The organism is Pseudomonas sp. SWRI68, from assembly GCF_014269165.1.
GTDB lineage: Bacteria > Pseudomonadota > Gammaproteobacteria > Pseudomonadales > Pseudomonadaceae > Aquipseudomonas > Aquipseudomonas capeferrum.
In genome coordinates this window covers 309806-329773 of record NZ_JABWRU010000003.1, presented here as the reverse complement: position 1 = coordinate 329773, position 19968 = coordinate 309806, and the positions used below count along the sequence as shown (strand labels likewise).

At 61.5% G+C, this 19968-nt stretch carries 17 protein-coding genes; 7 read left to right on the top strand and 10 right to left on the bottom strand.

Annotated elements, in window-relative coordinates; genetic code table 11:
• Positions 1 to 28: 28 nt before the first annotated feature.
• The 3 genes from HU770_RS07690 (at position 29) to HU770_RS07680 (ending at position 5513) form a co-directional block, all read left to right on the top strand.
• Positions 29 to 2440, top strand: coding sequence for a glucose/quinate/shikimate family membrane-bound PQQ-dependent dehydrogenase (locus tag HU770_RS07690; protein WP_186656673.1), 2412 nt, complete (start codon positions 29 to 31; stop codon positions 2438 to 2440).
• A 146-nt stretch (positions 2441 to 2586) separates the two neighbouring features.
• Positions 2587 to 5007 carry an endopeptidase La gene (lon, locus tag HU770_RS07685; protein ID WP_186663431.1) on the top strand — a complete coding sequence of 807 codons (2421 nt, stop codon included), beginning with the start codon at positions 2587 to 2589 and terminating at the stop codon, positions 5005 to 5007.
• A 113-nt stretch (positions 5008 to 5120) separates the two neighbouring features.
• Entirely contained in the window at positions 5121 to 5513 is a 393-nt protein-coding gene (locus tag HU770_RS07680) for a protease inhibitor I42 family protein (RefSeq protein WP_186656670.1), read from the top strand.
• Between the two features lie 7 nt (positions 5514 to 5520).
• On the opposite strand, the gene HU770_RS07675 is transcribed toward HU770_RS07680, so the two are convergent.
• Both HU770_RS07675 and HU770_RS07670 read right to left on the bottom strand, forming a co-directional pair.
• On the bottom strand, positions 5521 to 6432 hold the full coding sequence (locus HU770_RS07675; RefSeq protein WP_186663430.1) for an alpha-xenorhabdolysin family binary toxin subunit B: 912 nt from the start codon (positions 6430 to 6432) through the stop codon (positions 5521 to 5523).
• Positions 6433 to 6458: 26 nt separating this feature from the next.
• Complete coding sequence (locus HU770_RS07670) at positions 6459 to 7646, bottom strand: alpha-xenorhabdolysin family binary toxin subunit A (RefSeq protein WP_186663429.1); 1188 nt, start codon at positions 7644 to 7646, stop codon at positions 6459 to 6461.
• Positions 7647 to 7898: 252 nt separating this feature from the next.
• Between HU770_RS07670 and cmoA the strand changes: the two genes are divergently transcribed.
• Complete coding sequence (cmoA, locus tag HU770_RS07665; protein WP_047583628.1) at positions 7899 to 8642, top strand: carboxy-S-adenosyl-L-methionine synthase CmoA; 744 nt, start codon at positions 7899 to 7901, stop codon at positions 8640 to 8642.
• A complete protein-coding gene (gene cmoB, locus HU770_RS07660) occupies positions 8639 to 9595 on the top strand; it encodes a tRNA 5-methoxyuridine(34)/uridine 5-oxyacetic acid(34) synthase CmoB (protein ID WP_033702704.1) in 957 nt (318 codons plus the stop codon). The genes cmoA and cmoB overlap by 4 nt, the downstream gene beginning before the upstream one ends.
• Positions 9596 to 9662: 67 nt before the next feature.
• On the opposite strand, the gene HU770_RS07655 is transcribed toward cmoB, so the two are convergent.
• Complete coding sequence (locus HU770_RS07655; RefSeq protein WP_186663428.1) at positions 9663 to 9866, bottom strand: hypothetical protein; 204 nt, start codon at positions 9864 to 9866, stop codon at positions 9663 to 9665.
• 249 nt (positions 9867 to 10115) lie between these two features.
• On the opposite strand from HU770_RS07655, the gene HU770_RS07650 reads away from it, so the two are divergent.
• On the top strand, positions 10116 to 10790 hold the full coding sequence (locus tag HU770_RS07650) for a heavy metal response regulator transcription factor (RefSeq protein WP_033702706.1): 675 nt from the start codon (positions 10116 to 10118) through the stop codon (positions 10788 to 10790).
• Positions 10787 to 12166: a heavy metal sensor histidine kinase gene (locus tag HU770_RS07645; RefSeq protein ID WP_186663427.1), complete on the top strand. Its 1380-nt coding sequence runs from the start codon at positions 10787 to 10789 to the stop codon at positions 12164 to 12166. The genes HU770_RS07650 and HU770_RS07645 overlap by 4 nt, the downstream gene beginning before the upstream one ends.
• A gap of 85 nt (positions 12167 to 12251) precedes the next feature.
• Here HU770_RS07645 and pdxJ read toward each other — a convergent pair whose 3' ends face one another.
• The 7 genes from pdxJ to HU770_RS07610 form a co-directional block, all read right to left on the bottom strand.
• On the bottom strand, positions 12252 to 12992 hold the full coding sequence (gene pdxJ, locus HU770_RS07640; RefSeq protein WP_033702708.1) for a pyridoxine 5'-phosphate synthase: 741 nt from the start codon (positions 12990 to 12992) through the stop codon (positions 12252 to 12254).
• Between the two features lie 43 nt (positions 12993 to 13035).
• The gene (recO, locus tag HU770_RS07635; RefSeq protein ID WP_186663426.1) at positions 13036 to 13719 is read right to left on the bottom strand and encodes a DNA repair protein RecO; all 684 of its coding nucleotides are present in this window, start codon (positions 13717 to 13719) and stop codon (positions 13036 to 13038) included.
• 53 nt (positions 13720 to 13772) lie between these two features.
• The gene (gene era, locus HU770_RS07630) at positions 13773 to 14675 is read right to left on the bottom strand and encodes a GTPase Era (protein WP_027594149.1); all 903 of its coding nucleotides are present in this window, start codon (positions 14673 to 14675) and stop codon (positions 13773 to 13775) included.
• On the bottom strand, positions 14668 to 15357 hold the full coding sequence (gene rnc / locus HU770_RS07625; protein WP_033702710.1) for a ribonuclease III: 690 nt from the start codon (positions 15355 to 15357) through the stop codon (positions 14668 to 14670). The genes era and rnc overlap by 8 nt, the downstream gene beginning before the upstream one ends.
• Positions 15358 to 15518: 161 nt before the next feature.
• Complete coding sequence (lepB, locus tag HU770_RS07620; RefSeq protein ID WP_033702711.1) at positions 15519 to 16373, bottom strand: signal peptidase I; 855 nt, start codon at positions 16371 to 16373, stop codon at positions 15519 to 15521.
• Positions 16374 to 16378: 5 nt separating this feature from the next.
• Positions 16379 to 18178, bottom strand: a complete 1800-nt coding sequence (gene lepA / locus HU770_RS07615; RefSeq protein WP_033702712.1) for a translation elongation factor 4 — start codon at positions 18176 to 18178, stop codon at positions 16379 to 16381.
• Between the two features lie 273 nt (positions 18179 to 18451).
• Positions 18452 to 19885, bottom strand: coding sequence for a DegQ family serine endoprotease (locus HU770_RS07610; protein WP_186656617.1), 1434 nt, complete (start codon positions 19883 to 19885; stop codon positions 18452 to 18454).
• Positions 19886 to 19968: the final 83 nt, after the last annotated feature.

Sequence of the window (19968 nt, the reverse complement as noted above, 5' to 3'; positions counted from 1 at the left end):
CACTTTTTGACCTAACGGAGAACCTACGATGAGCACTGACGGTGCCAAGAATGGAACCCGCTGGCTACCGCGCCTTCTGGGCGTGCTGCTGCTGCTGATGGGCCTGGCCCTGCTGGCTGGTGGTATCAAGCTGAGCCAGCTGGGCGGATCGCTGTACTACCTGATCGCAGGCATCGGCTTTGCCTTGTCCGGCATCCTGCTGCTGGCCCAGCGCCGCATCGCCCTTGGGCTGTATGGCCTGGTGCTGCTCGGCAGCACGGCCTGGGCATTGCTGGAAGTGGGCCTTGACTGGTGGCAACTGGTGCCGCGCCTGGCCATCTGGTTCGCCATCGGCGTGGTTCTGCTGCTGCCATGGGCGCGTCGCCCGCTGATTGGCCCGGCAGCCAAGGCCAACACCGCGCTGCTCGGCGTTGCAGTGCTCGCCTCTGGCGCCTGTGCCCTGGGCAGCCAGTTCACCCACCCCGGTGAAGTGTTCGGCGAAATCGGCCGCGAGAGCAGCGAGATGGCCAGTGCCGCGCCCGCCATGCCCGACGGCGAATGGCAGGCCTACGGCCGCACCGAGCATGGCGACCGCTACTCGCCACTGCGCCAGATCACCCCGCAGAACGCCTACCGCCTGGAAGAAGCCTGGCGCATCCGTACCGGCGACCTGCCGACCGACAACGACCCGGTGGAGCTGACCAACCAGAACACCCCGTTGAAGGTCAACGGCATGCTCTACGCCTGCACCGCGCACAGCAAGCTGCTGGCACTGGACCCGGACACCGGCGCGGAGATCTGGCGCTACGACCCTCAGGTAAAGAGCCCGGTCGGCACCTTCAAGGGCTTCGCCCACATGACCTGCCGTGGCGTTTCGTACTATGACGAGAACAACTACGTCAGCCGTGACGGCAGCCCGGCACCGAAAATCACCGACGCCGGCCAGGCCGTCGCCCAGGCCTGCCCGCGCCGCCTGTACCTGCCCACCGCCGACGCCCGCCTGATCGCCATCAACGCCGACAACGGCAAGGTCTGCGAAGGCTTCGCCAACCAAGGCGTGATCGACCTGACCACCGGTATCGGCCCGTTCACCGCTGGCGGCTACTACTCCACTTCGCCTGCGGCGATTACTCGTGATCTGGTGATCATCGGCGGCCATGTCACCGACAACGAGTCGACCAACGAGCCGTCCGGCGTCATCCGCGCCTATGATGTGCACGACGGCCACCTGGTGTGGAACTGGGACAGCAACAACCCGGACGACACCAAGCCACTGGCACCCGGCAAAACCTACAGCCGCAACTCGGCCAACATGTGGTCGATCGCCAGCGTCGATGAAAACCTGGGCATGATCTACCTGCCGCTGGGCAACCAGACCCCAGACCAGTGGGGCGCCGACCGCACCCCGGGCGCCGAAAAGTACAGCGCCGGCGTTGTCGCCCTCGATCTGGCCACCGGCAAGGCCCGCTGGAACTACCAGTTCACCCACCACGACTTGTGGGACATGGACGTCGGCAGCCAGCCGACCCTGGTCCACCTCAAGACCGCCGATGGCGTGAAACCGGCGATCATCGTGCCGACCAAACAGGGCAGCCTGTATGTGCTGGACCGCCGCGACGGCACACCGATCGTGCCGATCCGCGAAATCCCGACGCCACAAGGCGCGGTGAAAGGCGACCACACCTCGCCAACCCAGGCCCGCTCCGACCTCAACCTGCTCGGCCCTGAGCTGACCGAACAGGCCATGTGGGGTGCCACGCCGTTCGACCAGATGCTGTGCCGCATCCAGTTCCGCGAACTGCGTTACGAAGGCCAGTACACCCCGCCGTCCGAGCAGGGGTCGCTGATCTATCCGGGCAACGTCGGCGTGTTCAACTGGGGCAGCGTGTCGGTCGACCCGGTGCGCCAGTTGCTGTTCACCTCGCCCAACTACATGGCGTTCGTGTCGAAGATGGTGCCACGCGAGCAAGTGGCCGCCGGCAGCAAGCGCGAGAGCGAAACCAGCGGCGTGCAGCCGAACACCGGTGCACCGTATGCCGTGACCATGCACCCGTTCATGTCGCCGCTGGGCGTACCGTGCCAGGCACCGGCCTGGGGCTATGTGGCGGCCATCGACCTGTTCACCAACAAGGTCGTGTGGAAGCACAAGAACGGCACCACCCGTGACAGCACCCCGGTGCCAATCGGCCTGCCGGTGGGTGTACCGAGCATGGGTGGTTCGATCGTCACCGCTGGCGGCGTCGGCTTCCTCAGCGGCACCCTGGACCAGTACCTGCGTGCCTACGACACCAACAACGGCAAGGAACTGTGGAAAGCCCGCCTGCCGGCCGGTGGCCAGGCCACGCCGATGACTTACAGCGGCAAAGACGGCAAGCAGTATGTGCTGGTGACCGCTGGTGGCCACGGCTCGCTGGGCACCAAGATGGGGGATTACATCATCGCTTACAAACTCGCCGACTAAGCTTCTAGCGGCAAGCTACAAGCCACAAGAGAAAGCGGGGCCTGCATGGCCCCGTTTTTTTTGGAGCTTGCAGCTTCTAACGCGAAGCTTGAAACCCATCCCCCCGCGCCCCATCTAAGCACCATAGTCATTCACGCAGGTGCACCATGAACGACCAGCAGGATTTCCCGGAACACCCCGACGAACACAGCGAAGTCGAGCATACCGACACCCAGGCCGTACCCGGCCACGCCCTCGCACTGCCTGGCCAACAGCTGCCGGACAAGGTCTACGTGATCCCGATCCACAACCGCCCGTTCTTCCCCGCCCAAGTGTTGCCGGTGATCGTCAACGAAGAGCCCTGGGCCGAGACCCTCGACCTGGTGGCCAAGACGCCGGACCACTGCCTGGCGCTGTTCTTCATGGACACGCCGCCCGAAGACCACCGCCATTTCGACACCTCGGCGCTGCCGGAGTACGGCACCCTGGTCAAGGTGCATCATGCCAGCCGTGAAAACGGCAAGCTGCAGTTCGTCGCCCAGGGCCTGACCCGCGTACGCATCCGCACCTGGCTCAAGCACCATCGCCCGCCCTACCTGGTCGAGGTGGAATACCCGCGCCAACCCGCCGAGCCTACCGATGAGGTCAAGGCCTACGGCATGGCGCTGATCAATGCGATCAAAGAGCTGCTGCCGCTGAACCCGCTTTATAGCGAAGAGCTGAAGAACTACCTCAACCGCTTCAGCCCCAACGACCCTTCGCCGCTGACCGACTTTGCCGCGGCCCTCACCTCGGCCACCGGCACCCAGCTGCAGGAAGTGCTCGACTGCGTGCCCATGCTCAAGCGCATGGAAAAGGTACTGCCGATGCTGCGCAAAGAGGTCGAGGTGGCGCGCCTGCAGAACGAGATCTCGGCCGAGGTCAATCGCCAGATCGGCGAACACCAGCGCGAGTTCTTCCTCAAGGAGCAGCTCAAGGTCATCCAGCAAGAGCTGGGCCTGACCAAAGACGACCGCAGCGCCGACCTCGAACAGTTCGAGCAACGCCTGGAAGGCAAGACCTTGCCCGCGCAGGCCCAGAAGCGCATTGACGAAGAGATGGGCAAGCTGTCGATCCTCGAGACCGGCTCGCCGGAATACGCCGTGACCCGCAACTACCTCGACTGGGCCACCGCCCTGCCGTGGGGCGTTTACGGCAAGGACAAGCTCGACCTCAAGCACGCCCGCAAGGTGCTCGACCAACACCACGCAGGCCTTGACGACATCAAGGAACGCATTCTCGAATTCCTCGCCGTGGGTGCCTGGAAAGGCGAGATCAGCGGCTCGATCGTGCTGCTGGTGGGCCCACCCGGTGTGGGCAAGACCAGCATCGGCAAGTCCATCGCCGAATCGCTCGGCCGGCCGTTCTACCGCTTCAGTGTCGGTGGCATGCGCGACGAAGCGGAAATCAAGGGCCACCGCCGCACCTACATCGGCGCCCAACCGGGCAAGCTGGTGCAGGCACTGAAAGATGTCGAAGTGATGAACCCGGTCATCATGCTCGACGAGATCGACAAGATGGGCCAGAGCTACCAGGGCGACCCGGCTTCGGCGCTGCTCGAAACCCTCGACCCCGAGCAGAACGTCGACTTCCTCGACCACTACCTCGACCTGCGCCTGGACCTGTCCAAGGTGCTGTTCGTCTGCACCGCCAACACCCTCGACTCGATCCCCGGGCCCTTGCTCGACCGCATGGAAGTAATCCGCCTCTCCGGCTACATCACCGAAGAGAAACTGGCCATCGCCAAGCGCCACCTGTGGCCCAAGCAGCTGGACAAGGCCGGCGTGGCCAAGACCAGCCTGAGCATCAGCGACAGTGCCCTGCGCACCGTGATCGAGGGCTATGCCCGCGAGGCCGGCGTGCGGCAGCTGGAAAAACAACTGGGCAAACTGGTGCGCAAGGCCGTGGTCAAGTTGCTGGAAAACCCCGATGCCAAACTCAAGATTGGCAGCAAGGACCTGGAGGCTGCGCTCGGCATGCCGGTGTTCCGCAGCGAACAGGTACTGGCCGGCAAGGGCGTGATCACCGGCCTGGCCTGGACCAGCATGGGCGGCGCCACGCTGCCGATCGAAGCCACCCGCATTCACACCCTCAACCGCGGTTTCAAACTGACCGGCAAACTGGGTGATGTGATGAAGGAGTCCGCCGAAATCGCCTACAGCTACGTCAGCTCCAACCTCAAACAGTTTGGTGGCGACCCAAGCTATTTCAACGAAGCCTTCATCCACCTGCACGTGCCCGAGGGCGCCACGCCCAAGGATGGCCCGAGCGCCGGGGTAACCATGGCCAGCGCCTTGCTGTCGTTGGCACGCGACCAAGCGCCGAAAAAAGGCGTAGCGATGACCGGTGAACTGACCCTCACCGGCCAGGTGCTGCCGATTGGCGGTGTGCGTGAGAAGGTGATTGCCGCCAAGCGGCAGAAGATCTTCGAGTTGATCCTGCCTGAGGCCAACCGCGGCGACTTCGAAGAACTGCCCGACTACCTGCGCGAAGGCTTGACGGTGCATTTCGCCAAGCGCTTTGCCGACGTGGCGAAAGTGCTGTTTTGATTCTGTGCAGGCCTCTTCGCGGCGCGAACCGCGAAGCGGCCTATACCGGTAGGTAGCACAAATCTGCATGTGGTTCGGTTATCCTCAGGCCATCGCCAGCCTTCGGAGCCAACATGGCCGCCCCACGTCTGCTCGTTCCCCTGAGCCTCGCCCTGCTGACTGCCTGCGCCCAGCAGCCCAGGCAAACCGTCCAACTCGACGCTGAAAGCGAATGCCCCAAGCGGCTGCAGGTCGGTCAGGCGCTGACCCTGACCCTGCCCAGCAACCCCACTACCGGATACCGCTGGTTGGTGCAGAACCCCGCCTCGAATGTACTGCGTAGCCTCGGCCCCGAGGTTTACAGCGCCCCCGAGGATGCAGGTATCGTTGGCAGCGCGGGCATTTCCTCCTGGCGCTTCGAAGCCCGCGCTGTTGGGGAAGGGCATTTGGTGTTGGTCTATCAGCAGCCGTGGGCGCCGGAAGTGCGCCCCGTGCAGACGTTTGATTGTTCAATCAACGTGAATTGAACGCACTTCAGACCGTTTCGAAACGGCGGCGCAAGGCTAGCAGGTAATCACGTGCTTGCCCTAACGCAGCCCCAAGTGCTTCTGGTGTAGTGGAAGCACTCAATGCATCGCAATGAACCTGCCATGCATCGGTGAACTTGCCCGCTTGTTCCAACCAGGGTGTACGGTTCTCAAGCAACGCCTCCACACTGGCAAATTGACCGGCTTCATACTCTGCCTTTTTCAGTTGCTGTCGAAGATGATCCAACGTTCTTTTTTGTTCGACCTGAGCATCGCTAAGTTTCTTTCTGGCCGTAACGACATCGGCGAACCTTCGGCCTTGCTCCAGCAGATCCAGGTGCTTGTTGAGGTTGCTCAAGGCCGCCTTGACCAGTTCTGGGCTAACCGTGGGATCTTTAATCGTTGTCAGCACGCGATCTATATCACGTTCCTCTGGAACGGTGTTGCGCAACGCCTTGCGTACAGAAGGCCGATCGAGTGTCTCGAACAGAGCATCCACTTCTTCCAGCTTTGAAAGCTTGTCGGCGAGCATTTTTTCGACCTCTGCAATGCCCTCTCGCTGCTTCACGACAACAGCCTCATGCGCTTGCTTAAGTTCTATAACACTCGGTGAGCGATAGCCACCTACCCGCCCTATAGCCTCGACAATATCGCTGACTTCTGCACGCAGGTCTTGGCGGATACGCAGCAATTCTTGTTCATCCTGCTGGGGCAGCGTGTCATCAAGGGCGAGGTTCAATGCGATCAAGCTTACCACCGCTTTTTCCCGCAGAGCATCATTGCCGGCTCCAACCAAGGTGATCAGATCCAGCAAGCGCTCACGCACGGCGGGCAGCATTGCAGTGGACTCACTGTAGTAAAGACCTTTCATCCGAGTCTCGACCTGCAGCATAACTTTTACATCAGGAAGGTCATCCATTATTATTTCCATAGCAGCACAGCTCCTTAATCACCCCGCAGGGTCTCATTGAACAGCTCAGAGAGTTTCTTGGTAATACCTAGAATGTCACGCCACGGTGTGATTACCCGCTCAAAACCAGCGGCAAACTGCTTAAGCTCTAACTGGGTCGACACACGCTTCACTTTTTTTAGCGAGTTAGTTGCGTAGGCCTCCAACAACACCCAAACATCTTCGAGATTTTTGGTCGCCGTGCTCACATCCACCAACCTGAATTGCATATCATTCAAAATAGCCTTGATACCTTCGAACTCTTTGACTCCTCCCCCCAACAATACATCCTTATTAACGGACAGTTGCTCATGTTGTTTGATCAGCACGTTTTTCTGCGCCCTGACGGTTTCAGCTTGAGCGCCATAGATTCCGCCTGTTACTAACAGCCCGAGCGGCCCAAAAACCAAGCCGTAGAACGCGGCACCGACAAGGCCATTGTACTCGTCAAGTTTCCGCTTAATGTCGCCATCGAGTTGGACGAGTTGATCTTCGATCGATTTCAGCCTGTCAGCAGCATCGTGACTCTTAAAATTATCTAACAAACTTCTGGCCATAGGCACCAAGTGATTGGTAATCGTATCGCCAAAACGATCAATGAGCTTTTTGACCTGCCGAATACTTTCTAGCTTGTCGGCTATATCCTGAGTAATGCCCGCCAGATGAGCATCCACACCTTCATTAAATGTTTTAGATTCGAAAGCAGAAAGCGTGAGAGTCGCAAGAACAGCGGAATCTTCTGGCAAGGAATCCCACGCGTCGAGGTTCTTGATGATTGCTAAAAGGTTGACGCCATCCTGGATCAGGTTCTCAGCAAATATCTGCAGCTCAGCCCCCATTTTTTTGCACGAATCTTCAATGTCATCCCAGGTGTCTACGTGCGCGCGCAGGTTATTGAAAAACGCGTTGATGTCCTCTGCCTCAAGACCGAGATCGGACAGCACCTCGATTTCTGAAACTCGGGCAGGCGTCGGCAGCTGGCGAACCTTATCCCCATAACGCTTGATCGCTATCAGATTCTCCCGACTAAAAATAAAGGCAGGCTCTTTCGCCTTTAATTTAAATATCTGACTGGGTATCAGTATTGCCCGCTGCTCTTCAGTCAGCTCTTCAAATGGCTTCCGTTCATGCTGCGCACCACTACCTTTAAAAAAAGGCACATTGTCTACGCTACTGTTTCCCATACAAAAGCTCCACGGCGGATATGAAGTATTCCAAGCAAGATCTAACCACCCAAACAAAGTAGCGCTGGCAGCTGATTACTGAAGTCAGGGTATTGTCGATAACTTGCCGGAAAAGTCGCCATGCGCGGACGGATCAATGAATGGGGGAACACGCTCCCCCCCTCCCCTCTGCCACTTCGGTCCGATAAATAGGCAGCCGCAGACTCTTTTCGCTAGAATATTGCCCCCTCATTACCCACGCCTGAGTCTGCCGTGAGCCAATCCCCCGACCGCCTCTTCGCCCACCCCCTGGAGCAGGTACCCGATTTCGCCTTCAACGAAGACGTGGTGCGCGTATTCCCAGACATGATCAAGCGTTCGGTGCCGGGCTACCCGACCATCGTCGAGAACCTCGGCGTGCTGGCCGCACGCTTCGCTCAGCCGAACAGCACGCTGTATGACCTGGGTGCTTCGCTGGGCGCCGTCACTCAGTCACTGCGCCGTCATGTGCGCAATGATGGTTGCCGGGTCATCGCCGTCGACAACTCTGCGGCCATGGTCGAACGCTGCCGCCAGTACCTCACGGCCCAGGACTCGATGTTCCAGGAGTTGCTGCCAGTGAACGTGCTGGAAGCCGACATCCTCGCCCTGCCCTTCGAGCCGGCCTCGGTGGTGGCGATGAACTTCACCCTGCAGTTCATCGCCCCCGATCAGCGCCTCGAACTGCTTGGCCGTATTCGGCAGGCGCTGTTGCCGGGTGGCGCGTTGATCCTCTCGGAAAAGCTGCACTTCGCCGACGACGACGAACAGACCCTGCTCAATGAACTGCACCTGGACTTCAAACGGGCCAACGGCTACAGCGAACTGGAAATTGCCCAGAAGCGCAGCGCCATCGAAAACGTGATGAAGCCAGACACCCTGGAGACCCACAAGGCGCGCCTGCGCGCTGCCGGGTTCTCGAAAGTGGTGCCGTGGTTCCAATGCCTTAATTTCGCCTCGCTGATAGCCCTGCCATGATCGATCTATCCCCCCTTGTCCGCCGCCTGGCGGGTACGCCCCTGGCTTCCTGGTCGCAAGGCCTGCAAGCACAGCTGGAAGCCAAACTGGAAAAAGGCCACGGCGACCTCGACCGCTGGCGCGGCGCGCTCGACGCCCTGCCCGCCGTGCAACCGAGCGAAATCGACCTGGTCAACGGGCTGCGCCTGGACTGCGACTGCGACGATGCCACCCGCGCGCGGATGCGTGAGGCGCTGATGGGCCTGTCGCCCTGGCGCAAAGGGCCGTTCGATCTGTTCGGCGTGCATGTGGATACCGAATGGCGTTCGGACTGGAAATGGTCGCGGGTCAGCCCGCACCTGGACCTCAAGGGCAAGCGCGTACTCGATGTCGGTTGCGGCAATGGTTATTACCAGTGGCGCATGCTCGGCGCCGGTGCCGACATGGTGGTTGGGGTCGACCCCAACTGGCTGTTCTTCTGCCAGTTCCAGGCGGTGCAGCAGTATTTGCCCGATCTGCCAGCCTGGCATTTGCCGTTCGCCCTGGAAGAGCTACCCGCCAACCTGGAAGGTTTCGACACCGTGTTTTCCATGGGCGTTTTCTACCACCGCCGCTCCCCTATCGAGCACTTGCTGGCGCTCAAGGACTGCCTGGTCAAAGGGGGTGAACTGGTGCTGGAGACGCTGGTGGTCGAAGGCGATGAGCAACAGGTTCTGGTCCCAGAAGACCGCTACGCGCAGATGCGCAACGTCTGGTACCTGCCCTCGGTGCCGGCCCTGGAGCGCTGGTTGCGCCGTGCCGGGTTCAGTGATGTGCGCTGCGTCGACGTCAGCGTCACCAGCATCGACGAACAGCGCAGTACCGATTGGATGCGCTACCAGTCGTTGAGCGACTTCCTCGACCCGAACGACCACAGCCGCACCATCGAAGGCCTGCCAGCGCCGCGCCGGGCGACACTGGTAGCGCGCAAATAAAAAAGGCGCCCAACGGGCGCCCGAACAACCTTGCGACGAGGAGCGATGGCGCCGCAGGTGGGTAAAGTCAGTCCTTGGCCACCTCGCGGGCCTGCTGCTGCGCTGTGCGCTCCCGTTCCACCACGGCCTGTTGCTTTTCACCGTGCAGGCGCTGCTGGTCCTGACGGAAGGCTTCCCAGAACTGCCGGGACCGCTCGGCGCCACCTTCGGCATAGGCGCTGACGCTGCCAAAGGCCAGGGTTGCCAGCAGCAGGTATTTGATCAGGTTCATCGTGCTTGCCTCGTGATAACCGTTCAGATGGGGCCATCCTAGCGAGGCGTAGCTAACGCCAAGGTGAGGCGGGCATTACAGTCCTGCAATGTGGCCAGGTGCCCGCTACCAGGCAGCGGCATGACGCACGGATTACAAATCCGTTATCCAGGCAAATCTTCCCCTCTCATGCCGTAACATCCTGCCGCTTGACCCTGATGTCACTACAGGGTCGAGAATCGCCCCCTTTTCACCTCTGCGAGCCCCCTTATGCGCCTACTGATCATCGAGGACGAGCTGCGTACCGCCGATTACCTACTGCAAGGCCTGCGCGAGAACGGCTACGTGGTCGACTGCGCCCATACCGGCACCGACGGCCTGCACCTGGCCCGCCAGCAGGCCTATGACCTGGTCATCCTCGACGTCAATTTGCCCGAGCTCGATGGCTGGACAGTACTGCAGCGACTGCGCGCCGAATCCGCCACGCGCATCATGATGCTGACCGCCCACGGCCGACTGGCCGACCGGGTCAAAGGGCTGGACCTGGGCGCCGACGACTACTTGCTCAAGCCGTTCGAGTTTCCCGAGCTGCTGGCGCGAATCCGTAGCCTGCTGCGCCGCAACGACCAGCAACTGCAGCCCAGCACCCTGCGCGTGGCCGACCTGGAGCTGGACCCTGGCCGCCATCGTGCTTACCGCGCAGGGCAACGCATCGACCTGACCGCCAAGGAGTTCGCCTTGCTGCACCTGCTGATGCGCCAGACCGGCGAGGTGCTGTCACGCACGCAAATCATCTCGTTGGTGTGGGACATGAACTTCGACTGTGACACCAATGTGGTCGAGGTCTCGATCCGCCGCCTGCGAGCGAAGATCGACGACCCCTTCGATGACAAGCTGATCCACACCCTGCGCGGCGTCGGCTATGTACTCGAGGCACGGTTTTGAACAACGCCAGCCTGTCGCTACGCCTGGGCTTGGGCGTCACGCTGATGGGGGCGGTGCTGGTGCTGCTGTTGGCCTGCCTGGCCGTAGTTGCCCTGGACCACGAACTGGACAGCCGCGCGCGCAAGGACCTGGCGCGCAAGATGCTGCAGGTCGAGCACAACCTGCGGGTCGACCTGCGCAGCGAAGACCTGGGCAGCCGCGCCCACCCTCTGCTTGACCTGGTGATGGGGCACGACAACCTCAGCCTCAGCGTGCTGGCCCTCGAAGGCCGCCACCCGCATCTGCTCAGCCTGGGGCCGGCGCTGGAGTCGCGCGTGGGCGAATTGCAGACCGGTGCCCGGCTGGCGTTCCACGCATGGCGCGACAGCCGTGGCAAGCAGATGCTGACTGCGACACGTCAGATGCGCTTGCGCGACGACACCCCGGTACGGGTGATGATGTCGCTCGACCGGGCCGACGACAACGCACTGCTTCAGGCTTACCTGCGTTCTACCGTGCTGGTCTTGCCTTTACTGCTGATATTGATCGGCGCTGCGGCATGGTGGCTGGTGCAGCGCGGGTTGGCCCCCCTGCAGCACTTCCGGCGCATTGCCGGGCAGGTATCGGCCCAGGACCTGCAACACCGCTTGCCCGCTACCGGCCTGCCGCAGGAGTTGGCAGCGTTGGCCACAAGCATCAACGTGATGCTCGACCGCCTCGACCAGGGCGTGAGCCAGCTGTCGCAATTTTCCGACGACTTGGCCCATGAGCTGCGCACGCCCTTGAGCAACCTGATGGGCAAGGCTCAGGTTACCCTGAGCCGTGAGCGCGACAATGCCAATTACCGGGAAGTGCTGGAAGACAGTATCGAAGAGCTGACCCGGCTCAACCGCATCATCAACGATATGCTGTTTCTCGCCCAGGTCAGCCAGCCGCATGCCCAGGTGGCGCTAAAGCCCCTGGCACTGGCCGATGAGACGGCACAGGTGGTCGAGCTGTTCGCCATAAGCGCCGAGTTCAAGGATATCGAACTGCGCATTCGCGGTTGGGGCACGGCATCGGGTGATCGGTTGATGTTCCAGCGTGCCTTGTCGAACCTGTTGAGCAATGCCCTTCGGCATGCGCCGCCAGGCAAACCCATAGACCTGGGTATCGAGCGCCAGGGTGGCGATGTCAGGGTATGGGTTGAGAACCAGGGGGTGGGCATTGCCGCAGAGCATCAGCCGCAGTTGTTCGAGCGATTTTACCGCGTGGGCGCTGGGCGCTCACGGCAGGAGGGTGGCACTGGCCTGGGGCTGGCAATTGTGAAATCGATCATGCAATTGCATGGGGGGCGGATTGAGGTCATGAGCAGCCCGGCAGGGCCGACCCGGTTTAGTCTGATATTTCCGGGTTAGCGATGGCCCTGGCAATGTCGCCGCGTGCAGGAGCGGCCTTGCGTCACGAAAGGGACGCAAGACCGCGCGTACAAAGGCCCTATGATCAGCGCGACGCCGCCACGATCAACGCCTTCATCTCCGCCACCGCCGCCTTGAAGCCGACGAACAGCGCATGGGCCACCAGCGCATGGCCGATGTTCAGCTCATTGATGCCCTTGATCGCCGCAACCGCCTCGACGTTGTGATAATGCAGGCCGTGGCCGGCATTGACGATCAGCCCCTGGGCCACGCCAAAGGCCACACCGTCAGCGATGCGCTTGAGCTCTTCAGCCACTTCGGTGGGGGTCTGGGCATCGGCGTAACGGCCGGTGTGCAGTTCGATGGCCGGGGCGCCCACGCGGCGTGAAGCTTCGATCTGGCGCTCGTCGGCGTCGATGAACAGCGACACTTCGGCACCGGTGCGCGCCAGGCGCTCGACGGCAGCCTTGATCCGCGCCTCTTGCCCCGCCACGTCCAGGCCGCCTTCGGTGGTCAGCTCCTGACGGGTCTCGGGCACCAGGCAGATGTGTGCCGGGCGAATCTTCTCGGCAAACGCCATCATCTCTTCGGTAACGCCCATCTCGAAGTTCATGCGCGTCTGCAGCACATCCTTGAGCACCACCACGTCGCGTTCCTGAATATGCCGGCGGTCTTCGCGCAGGTGCACGGTGATGCCGTCGGCACCCGCCTCTTCGGCGTCCAGGGCAGCCTTGACCGGGTCAGGGTAACGCGTGCCCCGGGCCTGGCGCAGCGTCGCCACGTGGTCGATGTTTACGCCGAGAAGCATGCGGTTGCTGTGAGTCACGAAAGGCTCTCCTGAAGATTTAGCCACACAGCATACGACGGGATCAGCGCTTGCGAAACAGTTCCCGACTGACCAGGGGCTTAGGGCCCAGGTGAACAGCCAGTGCCTGGCGCATCAGCCGTTTGGCGGCAAGCAAGGCACCTGGGGCTTCCCAGTCTGCTTCAGCCAGGGCCAGCAGCTCGGCACCCTGGAACAGGCCTGGCTGCACTAACTCGACCCGCTCAAGCCCGGCATCCACGCGCAAACGATAACGGCCATCGGCATCGATCGGCGTCCCGTTGACGTCATGCTGCAACGAAAACGCATAGCCGAGTTCGTCCAGCAGGCGCCATTCGAAGGAACGCAGCAGCGGCTCCAGAGGGCGCCCGGCGGCCAAGGCCTGCAAGGTCAGGGTGTAGTGTTCGAACAGCGCCGGGTGTGGGGCTTCGGCCGGGAGCAAACGCATGAGTAGCTCGTTGAGGTACAGCCCGCTGAACAGTGCATCGCCATGCAGCCAGGCGGCGATACCGAGGGCATCCAGGCGGCCGACATTCTTCAGCTCACCGCGCCCGCGCAGCTCCATCTCCAGCGGCACGAACGGCCGTACCAGGCTGCCCCCTTTGCCCCGCGCCCGGCGCAGCACGGCCCGCACTCGACCTTGCGGCGTGAGGAAGTCCACCAGTGCGCTGGTTTCCTTGTAGGCACGACTGTGCAGCACATAGGCCGGCTGGCCGACTGGTTGTTCCATGGGGAGTGGCCCGAAAGCAGAGCGGCCCGGAGAGATCCGGGCCGCTGGAGGGGTTACAGGTCGCCGTAGCCCAGCGAGCGCAGGGCGCGCTCATCGTCGGACCAGCCGCCCTTGACCTTGACCCAGAGGTTGAGCATGACCTTGGCGTCGAACAGCACTTCCATGTCCTTGCGCGCATCGGAACCAATGCGCTTGATACGCTCGCCCTTGTCACCGATGATGATCTTCTTCTGGCCATCACGTTCGACCAGGATCAGCGCATGGATGTGCAACACATGCCCCTGCTGCTTGAACTCTTCGATCTCTACGGTGATCTGGTACGGCAGCTCCGCACCCAACTGACGCATGATTTTCTCGCGCACCAGCTCAGCCGCCAGGAAACGGCTGCTGCGGTCGGTGATCTGGTCTTCCGGGAAGAAATGCTCGTTCTCTGGCAGGTGCTTGGCGATCAGCCCTTCCAGTGCCTCGAGGTTATGCCCCTGCTGGGCGGAGATCGGCACCACTTCCGCGTTCGGCAGTTGCTCCTGGAGCCATTGCAGGTGCGGGATCAGATCGGCTTTTTCTTCCAGACGGTCGGTCTTGTTGACCGCCAGGATGACCGGGCCACTGACGTACTGCACGCGCTCGAGCACCAGCTGGTCCTCGTCGGTCCAGCGGGTGCGGTCGACCACGAAGATCACCACATCGACGTCTTTCAAGGCAGCCGAAGCGTTACGGTTCATGTAACGGTTCAGGGCCTTGTCGTTGGCCTTGTGCATACCCGGCGTATCGACGTAGATCGCCTGCACATCACCTTCGGTCTTGATGCCGAGCATGTTGTGGCGGGTGGTCTGTGGCTTGCGCGAGGTGATCGCCAGCTTCTGGCCGAGGATGTGGTTGAGCAAGGTCGACTTGCCCACGTTGGGGCGGCCGACAATGGCTACGTAGCCGCAGCGGGTCGGATTGTTATCAGTCATTGCCATTCTCCACGCCCAAGGCGATCAGTGCAGCCGCGGCGGCGACTTGCTCGGCGATACGCCGGCTTACACCCTGACCACGGCTCTTGTTGTTCAGCAGAACCACTTCGCATTCGACGAAGAAGGTGCGGCAGTGCGGTTCGCCTTGGATGTCCACCACCTCGTAACGCGGCAGCTCACAGCTGCGCGACTGCAGAAACTCTTGCAGGCGGGTCTTGGGGTCCTTGTTGGTGTCGACCAGGGTCAGGCTTTCGAACTCATCGGCCAGCCAGGCCAGCACACGCTCGCGAGCGGTCTGCATGTCCGCGTCCAGGTAGATGGCGCCAATCAGCGCCTCCAGGGCATCGGCCAGGATCGATTCACGGCGGAAACCGCCGCTTTTAAGCTCACCAGAACCCAGGCGCAGGTATTCACCCAAGTCAAAGCCCCGGGCCAGACGGGCCAGGGTTTCACCCTTGACCAGGCGGGCACGCAAGCGCGACAGCTGGCCTTCGCGGGCCTGCGGAAAGCGCTCGAACAGCGCCTCGCCCGCCACGAAGTTGAGAATGGCGTCGCCAAGAAACTCCAGGCGCTCGTTATTGCGCCCGGCGTAGCTGCGATGGGTCAGGGCCAGAAGCATCTGGTCCTGATCCTTGAAAGTGTATCCGAGCTTTCGCTCCAGAGTGGCAAGGGAAGCAGTCATGCGGCCACCCGTTGGTTGTTCAACGCGTTGTTCAAATCAACATCCTGAAAGACTGTTTGGCTGTGGTCCGCCGCTGCACACGACGAATCTCTCGATCCCTGAGAACACAGCCTATGTCAGAAATGCATTCGGCGCTGTCTGCTGGACAGCGCCGAAGGGTATCAATGGATCAGGCCGACCCGCGACAGGTTAGGCAGGTGGCTGAGCTTGGGCTCTGGCCAGCTCATCCAGACCGCGAAGGCCTTGCCGACAATGTTCCGGTCCGGAACCATGCCGTGCAGTTCCTTGGGAATGTTCGGATCATCCCAGTAGCGGCTATCGTTGGAGTTGTCGCGGTTGTCGCCCATCATGAAGTAGTGGCCGGCCGGTACGGTCCATTGCTGGTCCGGCGGCATGCGATAACGGCTCATCTCCTTTCGGATCAGGTGCTCGGCCTCGCCCAGCTTCTCCTTGTACAGCTCGGCGCTGCCCAAGGTGCCCGGCTCGGTGCCCACCAGTTGCTCGGCAATCGGCTGACCATTGACGTACAACCGCTTGTCATTGGTGTAGCGGATCTGGTCGCCCGGCAGGCCGACCACACGCTTGATGTAGTTGACGTTCGGGTCGCTCGGGTAGCGGAACACCATCACATCACCGCGTTGCGGGTCACCCACCTCGATGACCTTCTTGTCGATCACCGGCAGGCGAATGCCATAGGAGAACTTGTTCACCAGGATGAAGTCGCCCACTTCCAGGGTCGGTTTCATCGACCCCGAAGGGATCTGGAACGGCTCGACCAGAAACGAGCGCAGCACCAGCACGATGAACAGCACCGGGAAGAACGACTTGCCGTACTCGACCAGCAGCGGCTCCTTGTTCAGGCGCTCGACCACCGCCATCTCGGGCTGGCTGACGCTACCCTGATAGTTGGCGATTGCCGTTCGCCGGCGCGGGGCCAGGAACAGCAGGTCGATCAAGCCCAACAGGCCGCAGACGGCTACGGCGATGACTAGCAACAGCGGGAAATTTAGCGACATAGGACCTAGCTATCCAACCTGAGCACGGCGAGGAAGGCTTCTTGTGGAATTTCCACGTTACCGACCTGCTTCATGCGTTTCTTACCGGCCTTCTGCTTCTCCAGCAGTTTCTTCTTACGGCTGACGTCACCACCGTAGCACTTGGCCAGTACGTTCTTTCTGAGCGCCTTGACGGTTGTCCGCGCGATGATCTGGCCGCCAATGGCTGCCTGGATCGCCACATCGAACATCTGCCGAGGGATCAGCTCCTTCATCTTCTCGGTCAACGCACGGCCTTTGTAGGCCGCGTTGTCGCGGTGCACGATCAGGGCCAGGGCATCGACCTTGTCGCCGTTGATCAGTACATCCAGCTTGACCAGGTTGGCCGACTGGTAGCGATCGAAATGATAGTCCAGCGAAGCGTATCCGCGACTGGTCGACTTGAGGCGGTCGAAGAAGTCCAGCACCACCTCGTTCATCGGCATGTCGTAACGCACCTGCACCTGGCTGCCAAGGAACTGCATGTCGCGCTGTACGCCACGCTTCTCGATGCACAGGGTGATGACGTTGCCCAGGTGCTCCTGCGGCACCAGGATGGTCGCGGTAACGATCGGCTCGCGGAAGTCGGTGACAGCCGAGACGTCCGGCAGCTTCGACGGGTTGTCGACGATGATGGTTTCGCCGGTCTTGAGTTCGAGCTCGTAGATCACGCTAGGAGCGGTGGTGATCAGGTCCAGGTCGTACTCGCGCTCCAGGCGCTCCTGGATGATCTCCATGTGCAGCATGCCCAGGAAGCCGCAGCGGAAACCGAAGCCCAGGGCGTCGGAGCTTTCCGGCATGTACTGCAACGACGAATCGTTGAGGGTCAGCTTTTGCAGGGCGTCACGGAAATCTTCGAAATCCTCGGAGCTGACCGGGAACAGGCCGGCATAGACCTGTGGCTGGATCTTCTTGAAGCCTGCGAGCACTTCGACTTCCGGGGTCGAGGACAGGGTCAGGGTGTCACCGACCGGTGCACCGTGAATGTCTTTGATGCTGGCGATGATGAAGCCCACTTCACCGGCCTTGAGGTCGGCGGTCTGGGTGTGTTTCGGGGTAAAGACGCCGACGCTGTCGACCAGGTGCACCTTGCCGGTGGACTTGACCAGGATCTTGTCGCCCTTCTTGACCCGGCCCTGGCGCACGCGCACCAGCGAGACCACGCCCAGGTAGTTGTCGAACCAGGAGTCGATGATCAGCGCCTGCAGCGGCGCGTCGATCTCACCCACAGGCGCGGGGATGGTGTGCACCAGGCGCTCGAGCACCTCGTCGACGCCCATGCCGCTCTTGGCACTGCAGGCCACGGCGTCGGTGGCGTCGATGCCGATGATCTTCTCGATCTCGTCCTTGACGCGGTCCGGGTCAGCCTGGGGCAGGTCCATCTTGTTCAACACCGGCATGACCTCGAGGCCTTGCTCGATGGCGGTGTAGCAGTTGGCCACGGACTGGGCTTCGACGCCCTGGCCGGCGTCCACCACCAGCAGCGCGCCTTCACAGGCGGCCAGCGAGCGCGAGACTTCATAGGTGAAGTCGACGTGGCCGGGGGTGTCGATGAAGTTCAGCTGGTAGGTCTTGCCGTCTTGCGCCTTGTAGTGAAGCGTGACGCTGTGGGCCTTGATGGTGATCCCGCGTTCGCGCTCCAGGTCCATGGAGTCAAGGACTTGAGCTTCCATTTCGCGCGCAGACAGGCCACCGCACATCTGAATGAAACGGTCGGCCAGCGTCGACTTGCCATGGTCGATGTGGGCGATGATGGAGAAATTGCGGATATGACTCAAATCACTCACGGGTCAACACTCGAAAAGGCTGCGAGCCGGGACGCCCGCCGAAAAATAGCCGGGAATTGTACCTCAAGCAGCAGGGATATGGGAGATTCCTGATCGGCTGTCTGTATGGGCCCTGTCGCCGGCAAGCCGGCACCCATAGCGACAGCAACCCGCCTGAAACCGGCGTAGTACCGGTCAAGGCCGGCTTGCCGGCGGTAGGTAGCGCACATGACCCCTGTCTATTTTCATGAAAAAGGGCAGCCATGGCTGCCCTTTTCCTACCCGATGACCAGCTTATTCAGCCAGCTTGAAGGTAATGAAGCTTGCACGCCCCTGACGCAGCACGCGCATGGACACCGAACGGTTCTTCGGCAGGTCCTTGGCAATCTCGGTGAATTCCTTGGCCGAGCCGATTGCCTGGTTGTTCAGGTGGCTGATGACGTCACCCGGGCGCAGGCCGATCAACGCTGCCGGGCCATCCTGAACTTCCTTGATCACCACGCCGCCCTTGAGTTCCAGAGCTTTCTTCTGCTCGGCGCTCAGATCGGCAACGGAAACACCCAGACGGTTGCTGCTGCGCTCGGCACTGCCTTCAGCGCCTGTACCGATGTCGGCGTCATCGTCCGGCAGTGCGCCGACGCTGACGTCCAGGTTCTGACGCTTGCCGTTACGGATAATCTCGAGCTTGGCCTTGTCACCATCCTTGAGACTGCCGACCAGGTGCGGCAGGTCGGCCGACATGATGATCGGCTGGCCGTTCATGCTCAGAATCACATCACCCACCTGCAGGCCACCCTTGGCTGCCGGGCCGTCTTCCAGCACCTGGGCTACCAGGGCACCGGCCGGCTTGTCGAGGCCAAAGGATTCAGCCAGGTCCTTGTTGACCTCCTGAATGACCACGCCCAGCCAGCCACGGCTGACCTTGCCGTCTTTTTTCAGCTGGTTGGACACGTCGATGGCCACATCGATCGGGATAGCAAACGACAGGCCCATGAAACCGCCAGAGCGGGTGAAGATCTGCGAGTTGATACCCACGACCTCGCCATTCATGTTGAACAGCGGGCCACCGGAGTTACCCGGGTTGATGGCCACGTCAGTCTGGATGAACGGCACATAGGTATCGTTTGGCAACGTGCGCCCCTTGGCGCTGACGATGCCTTTGGTCACCGAGTGGTCGAAGCCAAACGGCGAACCGATGGCCAGTACCCACTCGCCTACCTTGAGCTTCTCGGAGTCACCCAGCTTGACGGTCGGCAGGTTCTTGCCTTCGACCTTGAGCAGCGCCACGTCGGTGCGCGGGTCGGTGCCGACCAGCTTGGCCTGCAGTTCGCTGCGGTCCGACAGGCGGACGATGATCTCGTCGGCATCGGCCACCACATGGTTGTTGGTCAGCACGTAGCCATCGCTGGAAATGATGAAGCCCGAGCCCAGCGACTGCGCTTCGCGCTGGCGATCACCACGCGGCGAGCGGGGTTGCTGCGGCATGTTGCGCTCGAAGAACTCACGGAACATCGGCGGCAAGCCTTCGAGGTCCGGCATCTGCCCTGCGGCGATGCGGCGGTCCGGCAGCTTCTGCTTGGTACTAATATTGACCACGGCCGGCGAGGCCTGCTCGACCAGCGTGGTGAAGTCCGGCAGGGCTTCTTCGGCCTGGGCGGTGAGCACCTGGCCGAGCATCAGCACGGCGGCGAACATCGATAGGTAGGGTTTCAAGCGTGGAATTGACATACGGCTCCCGTCACAACGAGCGTGGTTAGCGTAAGGCCCCTGCACAAGCAGGAAAGGCCAGGCTCCAAGAAGCCTGACCTATA